Annotated in this window: 16 protein-coding genes; 5 read left to right on the forward strand and 11 right to left on the reverse strand. The window is 61.0% G+C overall.

Features of this window, described 5'->3' with window-relative positions:
- Nucleotides 1-11 precede the first annotated feature (11 nt).
- Genes atpD through F4Y38_13250 form a run of 3 tightly spaced genes read left to right on the forward strand, consistent with a single transcriptional unit; the run spans nt 12 to nt 2870 of the window.
- Nucleotides 12-1412, forward strand: coding sequence for a F0F1 ATP synthase subunit beta (gene atpD / locus F4Y38_13240; GenBank protein ID MXY50246.1), 1401 nt, complete (start codon nt 12-14; stop codon nt 1410-1412).
- Between the two features lie 3 nt (nt 1413-1415).
- On the forward strand, nt 1416-1817 hold the full coding sequence (gene atpC, locus F4Y38_13245; protein ID MXY50247.1) for an ATP synthase F1 subunit epsilon: 402 nt from the start codon (nt 1416-1418) through the stop codon (nt 1815-1817).
- 60 nt (nt 1818-1877) lie between these two features.
- The gene (locus F4Y38_13250; GenBank protein MXY50248.1) at nt 1878-2870 is read left to right on the forward strand and encodes a methyltransferase domain-containing protein; all 993 of its coding nucleotides are present in this window, start codon (nt 1878-1880) and stop codon (nt 2868-2870) included.
- A gap of 58 nt (nt 2871-2928) precedes the next feature.
- Here F4Y38_13250 and F4Y38_13255 read toward each other — a convergent pair whose 3' ends face one another.
- The 11 genes from F4Y38_13255 to F4Y38_13305 all read right to left on the reverse strand — a co-directional run bounded on the left by F4Y38_13255 (nt 2929) and on the right by F4Y38_13305 (nt 14772).
- Nucleotides 2929-3705 (reverse strand): 2-dehydro-3-deoxyglucarate aldolase, encoded by a 777-nt coding sequence (locus F4Y38_13255; GenBank protein ID MXY50249.1) that lies wholly within the window; start codon nt 3703-3705, stop codon nt 2929-2931.
- The gene (locus F4Y38_13260) at nt 3702-4505 is read right to left on the reverse strand and encodes a phytanoyl-CoA dioxygenase family protein (GenBank protein MXY50250.1); all 804 of its coding nucleotides are present in this window, start codon (nt 4503-4505) and stop codon (nt 3702-3704) included. Before F4Y38_13260 ends, F4Y38_13255 begins: the two co-directional genes overlap by 4 nt.
- A 33-nt stretch (nt 4506-4538) precedes the next feature.
- On the reverse strand, nt 4539-5252 hold the full coding sequence (locus F4Y38_13265; GenBank protein MXY50251.1) for a polyprenol monophosphomannose synthase: 714 nt from the start codon (nt 5250-5252) through the stop codon (nt 4539-4541).
- A gap of 15 nt (nt 5253-5267) precedes the next feature.
- Nucleotides 5268-7730, reverse strand: a complete 2463-nt coding sequence (locus F4Y38_13270; GenBank protein ID MXY50252.1) for a YfhO family protein — start codon at nt 7728-7730, stop codon at nt 5268-5270.
- Nucleotides 7731-7757: 27 nt separating this feature from the next.
- On the reverse strand, nt 7758-8678 hold the full coding sequence (locus F4Y38_13275; protein MXY50253.1) for a class I SAM-dependent methyltransferase: 921 nt from the start codon (nt 8676-8678) through the stop codon (nt 7758-7760).
- A 3-nt stretch (nt 8679-8681) separates the two neighbouring features.
- Entirely contained in the window at nt 8682-9617 is a 936-nt protein-coding gene (locus tag F4Y38_13280) for a glycosyltransferase family 2 protein (GenBank protein ID MXY50254.1), read from the reverse strand.
- Between the two features lie 9 nt (nt 9618-9626).
- On the reverse strand, nt 9627-11111 hold the full coding sequence (locus F4Y38_13285; GenBank protein ID MXY50255.1) for a polysaccharide biosynthesis protein: 1485 nt from the start codon (nt 11109-11111) through the stop codon (nt 9627-9629).
- Between the two features lie 38 nt (nt 11112-11149).
- Nucleotides 11150-12490 carry an aminotransferase class V-fold PLP-dependent enzyme gene (locus F4Y38_13290; protein ID MXY50256.1) on the reverse strand — a complete coding sequence of 447 codons (1341 nt, stop codon included), beginning with the start codon at nt 12488-12490 and terminating at the stop codon, nt 11150-11152.
- A gap of 33 nt (nt 12491-12523) precedes the next feature.
- On the reverse strand, nt 12524-13255 hold the full coding sequence (locus tag F4Y38_13295; protein MXY50257.1) for a hypothetical protein: 732 nt from the start codon (nt 13253-13255) through the stop codon (nt 12524-12526).
- 177 nt (nt 13256-13432) lie between these two features.
- Nucleotides 13433-13990, reverse strand: coding sequence for a GNAT family N-acetyltransferase (locus F4Y38_13300; GenBank protein MXY50258.1), 558 nt, complete (start codon nt 13988-13990; stop codon nt 13433-13435).
- A gap of 14 nt (nt 13991-14004) precedes the next feature.
- Nucleotides 14005-14772: a sugar phosphate isomerase/epimerase gene (locus F4Y38_13305; protein ID MXY50259.1), complete on the reverse strand. Its 768-nt coding sequence runs from the start codon at nt 14770-14772 to the stop codon at nt 14005-14007.
- 365 nt (nt 14773-15137) lie between these two features.
- Here F4Y38_13305 and F4Y38_13310 point away from each other — a divergent pair, with 365 nt between their 5' ends.
- Both F4Y38_13310 and F4Y38_13315 read left to right on the forward strand, forming a co-directional pair.
- The gene (locus tag F4Y38_13310) at nt 15138-15269 is read left to right on the forward strand and encodes a type II toxin-antitoxin system HicA family toxin (protein MXY50260.1); all 132 of its coding nucleotides are present in this window, start codon (nt 15138-15140) and stop codon (nt 15267-15269) included.
- Between the two features lie 10 nt (nt 15270-15279).
- Complete coding sequence (locus F4Y38_13315) at nt 15280-15477, forward strand: type II toxin-antitoxin system HicB family antitoxin (GenBank protein MXY50261.1); 198 nt, start codon at nt 15280-15282, stop codon at nt 15475-15477.
- Nucleotides 15478-15662 lie beyond the last annotated feature (185 nt).

Raw genomic sequence — 15662 nt, forward strand, 5'->3', positions numbered from 1 at the left:
GAAGGGAAACCATGGAAGGAACGAATTCAGGAACCGTGGCGCAGATCATTGGCGCCGTCGTTGACGTAGAATTCGGTTCGGGCGCGCTGCCGAAGATCTACAACGCCCTCGAAGTGCCCGTGGAGGGCAGCGACGCGCTGGTCCTCGAAGTCCAGCAGCACCTGGGCGACAACAAGGTGCGGTGCGTGGCCATGGACGCCACGGACGGGCTGGTCCGGGGCGTGCCGGCCGTCGACACCGGCGGACCGATCAACGTTCCCGTGGGACCCGCCGTCCTCGGCCGCATGATGAACGTCCTGGGCCGACCCATCGACGACGGAGGCTCGGTGGAATCGGATCATCACTACCCGATCCATCGCCGCGCGCCGGAACAGGAGGACCTGACGACCTCCGCGGAGATGTTCGAGACGGGGATCAAGGTCATGGACCTCATGGAACCCTATACCCGCGGCGGCAAGACGGGGCTGCTCGGCGGCGCCGGTACGGGCAAGACGGTGCTCATCAAGGAGCTGATCAACAACATCGCCCGGGAGCACGGCGGCATTTCCGTGTTCGCCGGCGTGGGCGAACGGTCTCGCGAGGGCAACGACCTCTGGCTCGAGATGGAAGAGGCGAAGGTGCTCGACAAGACCGCCCTGGTGTTCGGCCAGATGAACGAGCCGCCGGGCGTGCGCCTGCGCGTCGGCCTGTCCGGCGTGGCCATCGCCGAGTATTTCCGCGACGAGGAAGGCCGCGACGTGCTGCTCTTCATCGACAACATCTTCCGCTTCGTGCAGGCGGGATCAGAAGTTTCCGCCCTCCTGGGCCGCATGCCCTCCGCCGTGGGATACCAGCCCACGCTGAGCACGGAGATGGGCGACCTGCAGGAGCGCATCACGTCCACGAAGCAAGGCGCCATCACTTCGGTGCAGGCCATCTACGTGCCCGCCGACGACTATACGGACCCGGCCATCGTGACGGCCTTTCCCCACCTCGACGCCATCACCGCCTTGTCCCGGGATCTCTTCGCCCGGGCCATCTTCCCGGCTGTGGATCCCCTCGAGTCCAACTCCCGGATCCTGGATCCCGCCGTCGTCGGAGAGCGGCACTACGGCGTCGCCCGCGGTGTGCAGCAGGTCCTGCAGCGGTACAAGGACCTCCAGGACATCATCGCCATCCTGGGCATCGACGAGCTGTCGGACGACGACAAGCTGATCGTCTCCCGCGCCCGGAAGATCGAGCTGTTCATGACCCAGCCCATGTTCGTCGCGGAGATCTTCACCGGTCTGGAGGGACGGTACGTCAAGGTAGAGGATACGGTCGAGGGATTCGAGAAGCTGGTCGCCGGCGAGTGCGACGAACTGCCCGAGCAGGCCTTCTACATGGTGGGCACCATCGAAGAAGCCTACGACAAAGCCAAGGAGCTCCAGTAGATCATGGCAGGCGAATTCCCCCTGGTCATCGTAACGCCTTCCAGTATGGCCTATGAAGGCGAGGCGCGCAGCGTGCTGGCCCCGGGCACGGACGGCTATTTCGAGGTGCTGATCGGCCACGTGCCCATGCTCACCTCGCTGCGGCCCGGTGTCCTGACCATCCGAAACGACGAGGGCCGTACGCAGTATACCGTGTCCGGCGGATTCGTCGAAGTGCTTCGGGCCCAGGTGACGGTCCTGGCCGAGACCTTCGAAGAGGTCGGCGCCATCGACGTCGATAGGGCGAAGCAGGCCGAGGAACGAGCGCGCCAGCGCCTGGGATCGGACGAAGAAGGCGTCGACGTCGAACGGGCCAGGGCTTCGCTGGACCGGGCGCTCAACCGCATCAAGGCGACTCAGCAGTAGTCCTCCCGCTGCAAGGAGGCGACCCGGCATCAGCCCTCACGCTGCGTGGCCTACAATCCCATGAACCCTATAGGCAGTGGTGTCGAACTGGACCTCGTCCCGGTCGCCTGCGCGATGTGCGGAAGCTCGGAAACGAAACCGCGGGCGGTCTTCGAGGGATACGACTACGAGTACCGCTCCTGCGACAACCGGTTCCGGTTCGTCGCGTGCTCGGACTGCGGGCACGTGTACCTGTCGCCGCGAGTCCGGATGCGGGACATCGATCGTATCTATCCGAGGAACTACACGCTTCGCGTCACGGAAACCCAGTATCCGCCGTTCGCTCCGTTCAGGTGGCTGAAACTCAACGTACTCGACCGGGGATGGAACCGAAAAGTGATCGCGCATCTCCGGGCCGGTTCCCGGGTGCTCGATATCGGCGCGGGGTTCGGCGGGAACCTGACCTACCTGGCGAAACTTGCGCCTTTTCCACTCAAACTCTTCGCCAACGACCTCAAATTCGAACCGGAAGCCCGTTCATTTCTTTCCGACCGCGGCGTGACGTTAATCGAAGGACCTGTCGAGGAGGTACAGTGCGAGGAGCGGTTCGATGCCATCATCTGCCAACATGCCATCGAACACGTGACCGATCCCGGACGGCTGGTCCGATGGATTTCGGATCATCTCGCGCCGGGAGGCGTTTTATATCTGGAAACACCCGATCTGAACGCGCTGTCCCGTTTCATCTTCAAGAACCAGTGGCAGGCCCTGAGTACCCCTCGGCACTTCCACTTGTTTTCCCGAAAGGACCTCGCGGCCTGCGTCCGCGAATGCGACCTGGAGATCGCGTTCCACGGCGCCATCGTCGAAGCGAGTCATTGGCCGGGTAGCCTCCGCATCAAGCTGGGCATGGAACCCCACGCTCCCCGCTCGACCGGATTGCTGTACCGCATCATCAGTTACGACAACTTTCTCATCAAGTCGGTGTGCTGCATGATCGATCTGATGGCCATATGGCTGGGACTGTCCACGGTGACCCAGGCACTGATCGCCCGGAAACCGGCGGCAGCATGACGGGCGCGAGGTGGCGGTGCCGCGGAACCGCGTGCCGCGGAACCGCGTCGTCCGGCGCCTAGTTCCGCAGAAACGCCATCGCTTCGACCGCCCGCCGGAACCCGTCCTTCAACACCTGCTCGTCGCCTCCCACGAGCAGCAGACGCACGCCTTCTTGCACCTGGCGACGGACGTTCTCCTCGTCATCCATGGAACCGAGCAGGGGATGGCCCACGGGCTTTCCCGTTCGCTGACCGGCTTTCCGCACGCGGCGGAGCGCGTCGATATACTTCGGATGGTCGAACCGGAAGGGAATTCCCAGGGAAATACACAGGTCCACGGGACCCACGATACAGCCGTCCACGCCCTCCACGGCCATGATGCCGTCGATGTTCCCTACCGATTCGGCCGACTCGATGATCGGTACGTACATCACCATGTCGTCAATTTCAGCGGTATATTCCTTTTCGAACAGTCCATAACCCGCGGCGCGGTGAGGACCCCATCCCCTTGTGCCGCGCGGCGGATAGCGGCAGGCATCGGCCCCCAGCTTCACCTCCTCCGGCGTATTTACGAAGGGGACGACGATGCCCATGGCGCCCATGTCGAGGTACAGCTTGATCAGGTCCGGGTCCGTGCGGGTGATCCGGACGATCGGCGTGGCCGGCGTGCAACACGCCGCCTGGATCTGGGCCTGCACGGCCACCGGCGTCTGCGGCGCGTGCTCCGTGTCGATCAGGATCCAGTCGAACCCGGCCAGGCCGGCCAGTTCCGCAATGGCGGGAGATCCGAATCGAAGCTGAATCCCGAAAGCGGGATTCCCTTCGTCCAGCAGTGTCCTGAGGCGGCTGTTCATTGTGATTCGCCGCCCACGACGTCCTGGAAGAAACCTAGCTCGAGGAGGCGGTCAAGCCAGCGTTGCCTCTTCGGACTGCCATCGGCGTTTGCGATCCAGTACGGGTCGACGAGGGGATCGCCGGGCCGGTGGTACGTGGTGGTCGCCTTGCCGTTGCTCGCCCCCTGCTTCCGGGTTGCCTCGAGTTCCTCCGGTGTACCGGGATTGTTGTAGTATACACAGGTGCACATGCGCCGGTCGTTGGACCCTCCGTAGCTGGCGTGCCACAACCTCAGATCGAATCCGACCACGTCCCCCGGTTCCGATGCGCAGACGTGGGACGGCACATCCTCGATGGGCAGGCCGAATTCGGGCATGCCCCGTTTCAATTCGTCGTGGTAGGGATTTCGGTGGGAACCCGGAATGACGCGCAGCGCCCCGGTCTCCGGTCCGACGGGTTGCAGGTAGTAGGCGAACTTGATGCCGTACTGGTGGATGCTGTGAGTATCCGGATGCCATCTCGTATCGCCCACGTACCGGTTCGCGTCGGACGCGACCCCCAGCGTATCGGCGCCATAGAGTTGCTCGGCGATACCGCACAGTCGTCCGTCCTCCAGCAGGCTCGCGAAGAAGGGCGTGGATCTGCCCATCATCGTGACCCAGTGGCGGACCTTGCCGTCGAAGGGCAGGTGACGGTAGGCGGCTTTCAGGCCGTGGTCGAACTCCTTGTTGATCACGGCCAGTTCGTCCGGCGTGAAGACCTGGCGCAATACGACGAAACCGAAGGTCTTGTAGTGCCGGTACTGTTGTTCGGTCAACATGACGCGGCTCCTTCATCTCCAGGTTGCGGATTCCTATAAACGGCGCAATATACGCTGCAGGCGCAGCCACCAGACGATCCAGACCGCTTCGTTGATCACGCCCTGGGAAAGCTTCGAGGTACCCGAACGCCGGTCTACGAAGATGATGGGAATTTCACGCATGCGGTATCCCTTGCGCCAGCACCGGAAGTTCATCTCGATCTGGAAGGCGTACCCGTCGGACCGAACGCTGTCCAGGTCGATATGTTCGAGTACTTCCCGCCGGAAGCACTTGAATCCCGACGTGGTGTCCCGGATGGTCATGCCCGTGATCACGCGGGTATAGATGTTGGCGATATAGCTGAGCAATAGCCGGGACATGGGCCAGTTCACCACGTTGATGCCGCTGATGTACCGGGAACCGATCACCACGTCGCAGGACGCGATCTCCTCGATGAACTCGGGGATCGTGGCGGGGTCGTGGGAGAAGTCCGCATCCATCTCGAATACGCAGTCCACGTCCTGCTGGATGGCGTGCTTGAAACCCGCCACGTAGGCGGAGCCCAACCCCAGCTTCTCGGGTCGATGCAAGACGCTGATTCTCTCGTTCTCCGCGGCCATTCTATCGGCCAGCTTTCCCGTCCCGTCCGGCGAGTTGTCATCCACCACGAGCACCCGGACATCCGGATCCAGTGCCATCAATTCGGGCAGAAGCCGCCGCATGTTCTCGAGTTCGTTGTAGGTGGGGACGATGATCAGGGATTTCATGGTTTCCGGTCGGTTTCAGGCCCGGTTCTTCAGGTTTTTTCTGATGCGCATGGCACCCGCGGCGATCAACCCGGCCAGCACCAGCGCGCTGGCGATCCGGCTCACCAGGTGGCCCGCCGTGAAGCTCGCCGGTTCGAACGTCATGACCACCTCGTGGCGCCCCTCCGGGACGGCCACGGAGCGAAGCACGTAGTTGGTTTGGAGTATTTCGGCAGGATGACCGTCCATTGTGGCCCGCCACCCGGCTGGATAGTAGATCTCGCTCAATACCAGCAGACAACGCGCGGCCGCATCCACGGTCATCTCGATGCGGTGCGGCGTGTGAAGCGTGATCTCCACCGATGAATTACCCAGCGGACCGAGTTGGTCCCCGACGGCATTTTCCAGTATCGCGTATTCGCCGGGACGGAACCCGGGATCTCTCATCGCTTCGAAGATGGCGTCCTTCTCGGCGATGACGCGCACGCTGTCCACCAGGAAGGCCCTCGGCAGTGCGGTCTCGTTCCGGTAGAGGTAACTGCCTTCGGACTCGACCAAGGAAGTAAGTCCTTCGGCCTGAAGGGGTTGCCGGGAAACCAGGTACCTGGTATTCAGCATGTTCAGCACCGGAAAAGAACTGAACCCGACCTCGTCCATGAGTTCCTGGTAGACCCCCAGTTTCGCCGCGTGGTAGCCTCCGATGCTGGAGATGCCGAAGTAGCCGAACTCATTCGAAGAGAATTCGGAGAGCGGCAGGATGCGATAGGGGCCGGGATCGTCTTTCAGTGCCTTCACGACTTCGGTTTCCCGTGCGGCATAGTAGGCTTCGATCCGCGCGGGATCATCCTCGGGGTTCACGACCCGAGAGGCTACGAGCAAAAGATCGACGACGACCAGGGCGCCCAACCCCGCGGCCAACAGCCTGGGACTCGTCTTGCGGGTGGCATAGATCAATGCGGACGCCGCGCAAAGCAAAAGCACCATGATCCACAAGTCGCCCATGAGCCGATAGAAACGCATTGCATTGACTCCGGCATGGTAATCGGCGTTGGTCACCATGGCGCTGCGTGCCCCGTGCGCTGCGTCGGCCTCTGTGTAGACGCCAGTCATGAAGGACTGGAAGGAGGATTCGAACACGGTCAGCGCCAGGACGAGCAGCAGTGCCCCACCCGCGACGACACACAGCCTTTTCGCGAAACTCCCAAGCGTGTCTTTGCCTGCCCGCATACGCTCGAGCAGTGCATGCACGCCGTAACCGGCGAGGAGCGCTACGGCGAACTGCGACAGGACAAGGATCATGACGGGCGCGCGGAACTTGCCGAAGAAGGGTACGAAATGGAGCATGACGTAGGATACGGGCGGCAGGTGCCGTCCAAAGGACACCAGGAGGGCCAGGACCGCCGCGATGACCAGGAACAGGGTCATGCGCGATCTGTTCAGCACGATGCCCGCCACGGCCAGGACCACGACGACGATGCCCAGGTAGTTCGGGAAATCGGTAAACGGCATGTCGCCCCAGTAAAGGGGACCGCCGAAACCGGCAAAGGATGGGATGATGAAGGTCAGGATTTCAACCGGCGGGAACGACCAGCTCGTGGCGAAGGGCACGTTCACATCGCTGCCCCCCACGGAAAGGCCGCGGGCGGAGTGCTGCGCGTATTCCTGCATGGGCAAGACCAGCACGGCCGCGACGGCAACGGCCAGTACGACGCCGCCGGCAAACAGCGCGGATTTCCTGACTATACGGCCTGCGGACGTTTTGTCTCGCAGGTCGTTCACCACCGCGTAAACGGCGTACAGGCCGATTAACATGGCCGTGTAGAAGGCAATCTGCGGATGGAAGGAACTCAGCTGAGAGCCCAGGGCCGCACCGAGCAACAACATGTCGAAGGGCCGTCCGCGGTCAAAGACGCGGTACGCGGCCAGGAATACCAGCGGTACGTGCATGAAGCAGATGAACCGGTTGGCATGTTCAGTGGCCATCATGTGGGTGGAAAAGACGAAGGCCGTCGCCGCGACGAAAGATGCCGGCCCGGAGAGCGACAAAGCGCGCGCAAGAAAGAACATGGACACTGCGCCGAGAAGCAGGTGGAAGAAGAATCGTCCGTGCAGCGCGTCGATGAGCCGGTCCGGCAGGACGGCGTTGACCAGGGCTTCGAAACTGTACTGCAGATGGTGATATGTGCCGCTGGCCTGGAAGGGCATGCCGCCGAAGATGTGGGGGTACCAGAGCGGCGTTTCGTCGAACGCTTCTTCGAAATCCTGCGCGAAACGGTCAAATGGTATGGCCTGTCCGATGAAATCGGGCCGGATGTCCACCTTCCCCTCGAGGATGTAGCCGCGATACACGAAGACGGCAAGCGCCGCGATGATCAGGCACAGCAGGAGATTCCCTAGATAAGGTTGGAGCTTTCGGGCTTTCGGGCTTCCTGGCCGACCGGTGGTCACGCTCGTTCTACGCTGCCCTGAAGTTGTAGCAGTGGATTTGCGTTTCGCCATCACGATGCTCTATCGGTGGTATATGTGTTACGAATGGTTACGAAGGTAATGGTACGGCACCGCAAAGTCTACTATGTGCCTGCTTCTTATTTGCTTTAGTGGTCGTGTGGAGTATGCGGTCGTGTCCTTAAAGATTACAAACATCATACTATTGTAGGACATAACGCGACTGGCAAAGCTATCCAGGTGGATCAGGAACTCCATCGAACGTTGCCCAAACAGGACTCGTAACAAAGGCAATGAGCGGTTGTAAAGATTCCACAAAGGCTTGAAACGACTATGGTTACGTGGCATCGCTTCTACAATTAACCCCAAAGGCTTTAAAAACGGGTTGTTCATTTTTGTTCGGGTAATATCAAACCCGCGAGACTCAAGGTAATCAAGTGAACTTAAGCTAAATGATCGTAAATGGGCATGTGGTTGGGTGCGATGTTTCTCTACATGTTTTTGGGACTCATGAGGGAGCGTAATGATCACCGCTTTTCTACTTACACGAACCAATTGCTCCACGGCCGTTTCGAAATCCTGAACGTGTTCCAGCACTTCACTACACAACACGATGTCAAAGGAATCTGTCTCAAAAGGCAGGTCCTGAACGTCTATGGCTTGAGAATCTACATTGTATATCTCATCCGCTCGATCGCATGCTTCTTGAGACAAATCGCAACTTTTTACGCCTGCGCCAAAAAGATGTCGTACCATCGCGCCTTTATAGCCTTCCGCGCCGCCCACATCAATGAGGCTTTCGAAGGTAAAGTGAGACAGCATATGCATAATGTGATATGTAATTATATATCGATGCAGCAGGCTTTTTTCACAATGCCCCATGCGGAAGCCATAGATTGGCTGATGGGCAAAATAGACGCCCTGACTATCGGTCTGCCTGAATCTAACGTCGAGCCAGTCCCGGGTTTTCTGTGTGTAATCATTCATAAAGCAGGTTTTCATCCTTCAGTTGACCGGGATCTTGAATCCTTCATGTATTCCACGATGAAGCGATTGAAGACGGGACCATTTCCGATGCACGAGCAGGGGAAGGGCCGGCCGAAGATAGCGATACAGAAAAAGATAGGGCAGGAACGCAAACAGATACAGCAGAAGCGGCACGTTTTTTCTCGCGAAGAGTATCCGGCTTCGTACCATATGATGCATATAGAACGGACTATTGAAACCGGCCGTTTGCGACCCCTTGTGGTGGACAACGGCCTCTGACACCAAAAGCAGCCTGTAACCGGCTTTCCGCGCCTTCAGTCCCCAGTCGAAGTCTTCGAAATAACAGAAATAGTCCTCGTCCATCAGTCCGACCTCTTCCAGGACGGCGCGTTTTACGAGAAGCGCCGTTCCCGTAACATAGGGCATTTCGCCGCGATGATCGTACTGGCCACGGTCCTCTTCGCCATGTCCGATCAGGAATCCCTGGGCCAGCCACGGGATGGTGCGGGTACCGGCCGAGTCGAGAACACCGTCCTTTCCGTACTGGAGAATCTTCGGCCCGGCCATGCCGGTATCGCCGGAGCGTTCGCCGGAGCGTTCGCCGGAGCGTTCCGCGGTTGCGACAAGCAACGAAAGCGCGTCGGGTTCCACGACCGTGTCGTTGTTCAACAGGAACACGTAGTCGGTGTCTGTTGATAGAGCATGGCGCATCCCCTGGTTGCTGCCGCGGACGAATCCCCTGTTTTCCGCGTTGCGGATCAGCGTCAAAGGCAGGTGTTCACGTCCCCACCGCTCGATGGCCTCGGGCGAGCCGTCGGTCGAACCATTATCCACGACCACGATCGAGAAGGAAGGGTAGTTCATTCGCGCCAGGGAATCCAGGCACTCCAGGGTATCCGCTTCCCGGTTCCAGTTGAGTATGACGATGGTGACGTGGGGTTCGGAAGGATTCATATTTAAGGTTCATTCCGTTGATCGGAGCGGAACGCCCATCTTCCTCACCAGGCCCCGAACGTACGCCTTCTCCGGTTTCTCCAGCAGGGAAAACGCGTAGAAGAGATAGGCGGCGGCGCCCAGGATGACCAGGGCGCCGCCCAGTGTGACCAGGGCGCCGCCGACCTCGACCCGATCGAGGGTCCAACGCGCCGCGCCGAAGAAGACCGACGAAAGGACGATGAGCATGACATACGGTTTCCAGGGGAGGAGCGCGCTTACGGGTTGCTTCAGCAGCCGGGCGTAGCGGGCCAGGTAGTAGATCCATCCGGCGGCGGTCCCGCACAGGGTGGCCAGGGCCGCGCCCCACAGGCCGAAGGCTTTGATGAACACCAGGTTGCCCGCGACGTTGACGATCAGCATGGCGGCCGCGGCCTGGACGATGATCGCGTTCCGGTCGAGGGCCCGGGCGAGCACGTCCGGGCTGTTGAAGCGGAGCAGGAGGAGCAGGGCGTAGATGCCCAGGACCCGGTGGCCCTCGAAGTAGGCGTCCGGGAGGATGAGCCGGTACAGCACGTCGGAGAAGAGAAAGACGAAGATCCCCGCGGGGACGATGGCGATCATGCCGTACCTGGAGCACTTGCGCCATAGGGCGGCCATGGACGGATGATCACCGTTTTCGGCGTAACCCACGTAGGTGGAAAAGAACACCGAACCGAACACGCTCATCAGGATGCCGGCAATGGGCAGTTCGATGGCCGAAACGCTGTAGATCGCGAAGCTGGAGGCGCCCAGGAAAGCGCTGATCATGATTTTGTCCAGGCTCCCGTTGATGAAGGGGATGAATCCCGCGACGCCCAGCCCGAAGGCGTAGCGGTACTGGGCCCGGGTCTCGATGCCCCGCAGCCGGAAGGACAGCAGCTTCCTGTTGTGCAGGACGATTCCGTATAGCAGGGACTGGATCCCTTCCAGGACGACGATCAGCAGGATGAGCGGGTAGATGGCCGCGATCAGGCCCGAGAACAGCGCACCGGCGATGGCCAGGATGCGCAGGAGGTACTGAAACACGCGCAGGCCGCTGGCGGCGGCCGTGTGACCGCTTCCGACCAGGGCGTTGTGGGCGGTCATGTTGACGAAGAGGAACAGGGCGATCAGGAGATAGGCGCCGATCTCCCGGAGATAGGGACCCAGTTCCGTGTGGATGAGCACATAGGGGTCGATCACGCCTTCGAAGAGCAGGATGAGAACCAGGAAGATCAGCGAGCAACTGGCCAGGGTGTTCCCCACGTACCTGCGGGCGTCCGGGCCGTATTTGCCCGATATGAAGAAGAAGACGCTCTCGATCAGTCCGGCGGCGAACAGGTAGGCGATTCCGGCCGCCAGAATGCCGTAGCGGTAGGGCGCCAGGTATTCCGGGTCGAAGAAATGGGCGATGACGATCGACTGGAAGACCTGCAGCACGCTCGCGATGAGCAGCGCGGCATAGAGTATGACGGCGGCGCTTCGTTTTGACATGGGCCCGTCAGGCGGTGGGCCTGCACCGGCGGGTAGGCTCAGACCCCGTCCCTCAGCATCTCCGCGACCGCGGTAACGGCGCGGTCCGCCTCGTCGAGGGTATTGTAAATGTGGGGAGAAAGCCGGACGTTGGGTCCCATGCCCGCACCGGCGATATGGTACGTCGTATAGAGCTTGTCGAAGACCTTGCGCGGATCGAGTTCGCCCGGCTTGAAGATGACGACGCCGGCCGAAAGCGCGGGTTCCATGGACGTTCTAAGCTCGATGCCCGGCAGGCCGGACAGCCCTTCCTTGATGGCCGTGGCCACCTGGCGCATGCGGGCCTCCACCCGGGCGGGCCCGATCTTCTCGTGGAACTCGACGCCCCGTCCCGTGGCCGTCAGCGCCGCGTCGTCCCGCTGCCCGAGGACCTCGTACTTGCGCGCGCTTTCCTCCACTTCATCCCGCCAGCCCGCGCTCACGATGGCCGGCCACACGGCGTCCTGGCTGTCCTTGCGAACGTAGAGCACGCCGACCTCTTTGGGGCCCATGAACCACTTGTGCGCGCTGCCGGAGTAGGCGTCGCAGCCCATGTCGGCGAGGTCGATCTCCAGGGCGCCGAAACTCTGGGCGCCGTCGACCAGGGAGAACACGCCGCGGGACCGCGCCGCCGCGCATAGTTCTTTGGCCGGCATGGTCAGCCCGGTGGTGTTGGAGACGTGCGTGAAGGACATGACCTTCGTCGCCGGGGTGTACGCCCGATTAAAGGCATCGATGATTTCGTCTTCGCCGCCGGGAATCACGGGGACCGACACGTAGTTGATCTTGAAGCCGAACCGCCTGGCCTTGACCTGCCACGCCTGGTTGTTCGAGGGATGGTTCAGGTCGGAAAGCATCACCTCGTCGCCCGCCCCGAGATGGTAACCGGTGCTGATGGCGTTGTTGGCCTCGCTCGTGTTCCGCACGAGCGCGATCTCGTCGGGGTGGGCGCCCAGGAGACGCGCCATCTTCCCGCGCGCGTCTTCTCTGATCTGCCGGTACTTGGTCCGATTGTGAAACGACGCGTCGTAATCCAGGTCACGGGTGTACTTGAAGACCGATTCCATCACCGGGTAGGGCGAGGGGCAGAGATTCGCGGCGTTCATCAGCGCCAGGTTGTCCCGGAGGAGGAACTGGCTCCGGACCGCGTGCCAGTAACGCTCGCCGCCGGGATCCGTGCCGGAGGCCGCCGTCTCCAGATCCTGGGGCGCGTCAACCTTCGGTGATGCGGAGGCGGAGGTACCGTAAACCAGGGCGCCGCCCGCGGCGATCCCGCCGGCCAGCCGTTTCATGAATGATCGGCGGGACACCTGCCACGCCGATTCCGGTATGCTCTCGATTGCGTAATCGTCCTGGATCATCCTCAACCTCCGGAAGTGTGGTTTTGACCTGTGCTAGAAGTCGATCGCGACTCCGAAATGGGCCGTAATGAGATCGGTGGTCGACTTGGTGATGTTGAGTTCGGCCGAACCCGCCCTGCGGACGATATCGCCCCGCTTCAGGTAATCGGCTTCGGAACCGTCATGGTAGCGCATCCTGAGTTCCAGGGAAACGGACCGCAGGGAGCGGTTCCGCGGCGTCCGGTCTTCGCCGCCGCTCCATACTTCGATCAGGACTCCGCCGCCCACGCCCTTGGTAAAGGCGAAGTCATCGAGGTTCGTGGAACTGGCGATATCCTCGCCGCTGAACCGGGGGAGGTCCTCGATCGTCGTGCTGGTGAAAAGGTAGTGGAAACCCACGACGCCTTCCACGTAGAAACGCAGCGGGGCGGGATAGGTCTGCAGACGGAGAAAGGCGTTCATCGAGAAGATGTTGTTCTCGGTAACCACACCGACGAGGACATCGGGTATCGTCAGGCTGAACTGCTCGGTGCGCCGCTCGTGGCCGTAGATCATATAGCCCAGGTCCAGGCCGACCACGGCGGGCGTCCGGGGGATCATGTAGCCCACGTATCCCGATATGCCGATACCCGGGTTCTTGACGTTTTCACCGAACTCGCCCGACGGGAAACCGCCGAGGATGCCGAATCCGGTGATGACGACGGGAGGCACGTCCACAGCCTCCTCGTCCTGCGCGTTGGCCGGGGCCGGCCGCGCCAGGCTGAACAGGACGGCCAGGACGGCCAAGGCCGAAACATGCGCAAGGTACGTTGCGCGGCTTAATGTGCGGCTGAATATACGGCTTGATATACGGCTGGATATACGCTGCATAGAAAAAGTCCGTGTCGAAGGTTTTGGTTTACTCGCGATCGTTCGCGTCATGCTGATCGGCCACGGGCACGGGACGATAGAGCCCGTCGTGGTTCAGGACGGTTGTTCCCCGATTTCCGCGAACACGGAGGACCAGCGCAAACGGTGGCTGTCCTCGATATAGTCGGGAATGAACCCCAGTCCGAGATAGGTCCTGACGGCCGGCACGCGGAAATCGTCCGTACCCAGAAAAGCGGCGGCGTAGCCACGCTCCCGCATGTAATGGAGCACGGCCAGGGTAACGAGGCGGCCCAGTCCCCGTCCGCGGTGAGCCGGTTTCGCGCATACCATGTGTACCTGCGCGGCGTGAACCTGCGCGGCGCTTATGCCCTCGGGCTGGACGTCATAGGCGCAGGCCGTGGCCACGGCTTCCCCGGCTTCCCCCGTCCGCATTGCGAAGAAACACCCGTCCGCCATGAACGGTTCCGTATCCGTCAACTCTTTGCGGCATTTCTCCGCCGTCCAGTCCGTCCCGATGCCCGTGTTCATGATCTCGCACCAGGCGGCTTCGTCGCCGGGCCGGTAGGTCCTCAGCGCATACCCGTCCGGCACGCTGATTTCCGGCAGGTCTTCCAGGTCGGGGCGCATCATCCGGAGCTGTTGTTCAGGCATGGACGCCCCGCTTCCTACACGTCACATCCGACGCTCCGCAGGTGCGCCACCGAGTCCGCAACGCGCCGGCAGGTCTCCTCTTCGTTGAGCGATTCCCCTTCCACGCCCTCGATCTCCATGGTGAACGGTCCGTGGAACCCGTGGGCGTTCAACCGGTCGAATACCGTCTTGAAATCGACGATGCCCTCGCCGAAAGTGGGAAAGCACCAGGTCTTGTATTGGCCGTCGGTATCCTTGAGATGCATGCTGCCGATGTAGTCGATGACCTTTTCCATTTCGTCGACGTGGTCCACCTCCCGGTTGTAGTAGTGGATGTTGGCCGTGTCGTAGTTCACGCGGACGTTGGGATGGTCGACGCCGCGCATGGTCTCCATGGCGACGGCCGCGTTGGTGATCAGGTCGGGATGGGTTTCCATGCCGATGGTGATCCCGTATCCGGCGGCCTTTGCGCCACAACGGTGCAATCGCTCGTAGACCACGCGCTTCTCCAGGTCCCCGGCCTGTACGCTTACGAAAAGCACGCCAGCGCCCAGGGCCGCGGCGGCGTCCAGGTGCGGGGTCAGCCGCGCGTCCACGTCGTCGTACTGGATCTCCACCGGGCACTGCAGGCTGCTGGCCGAAAGGCCGTGATCTGCGAGCCTGGACTTGACCCCGGCGACCTGGTCCGGCGCGGGTGCGTCGATTTCCACGTGATGAACGCCGATCGCGGGCAGATGGGCATAGGCGGATTCGCTGTACTTACCGTAGCTTGCCGTTCGGCACGCAAGCAGGTTGGCGGGCATATGGATCCTTCTTTCGGATTGATCCTTACTAATGGGAAACGGAGCGGACAGATACCGGAATGAATACTGTTCGAAATATAACGGAAGTAAAAAGGAGGGTCAAGGTGTCGTAGCGTGAGGTACAACGCAATCGTCGGCGTCATGGATAATGACGTCGCGGCAGGCACGTAAAACGAACAGACTGTCGTAATGCTTGCAGGAGACAGCGTACATGCCGAATTCTCAGGGGCAGACGCTCTGTAAAGTTCGTGTTGGCCGGCAGCAGGCGGACAGAATTGTAGCCTCGCAAGCGATTAATGGTTGTTTTGTGCTACATATCAACATCGAGACCGTGAATGGTTCCTGTCCATAGAGATCTGGATTTAATGAAAGTTCGGGAGTTTATGAGACGACTGCGTGCGGACGGATGGATCGAGGTCCGTCGTCGCGGGAGTCATCGAGTAATGCGGCACCCTACAAAACGAGGCATTGTCGTAGTTGAAGATGGCTCGGACTGAGTACCTGATCATTGTAGAGAAATTCGGCACCGGAGCGTACAGCGCCTACGTACCTGAGCTTCCGGGCATAGGGGTTGCCGGGAAGACCGAAGATGAGGTTCATGAACTGGTGGCCGACGCGATCAGGCTGTATCTCGAAGAGCATCATCGGGATGGTGACCGGGCAACAGATCCCGTTGTGGTGAATCACTATACCGTTACGATTTGACCCTAGACGCCTGGTGCACGCCGAGTTTGAACTGAATCAGTACGATTCCACGTCCCTGGGCGGACCCGCACCCCGCGGACTCAAGAGCGTCCCTGTGCAACTTGCGAACGACCCACGGCACGGGGTTTTCAAGCACTTACCCTATAACCTGAGCTTTTTGTTTATCGGCGGTTAATGACGCCCTA

It is taken from the genome of Gemmatimonadota bacterium (genome assembly GCA_009838645.1).
Lineage (GTDB): Bacteria > JAAXHH01 > JAAXHH01 > JAAXHH01 > JAAXHH01 > JAAXHH01.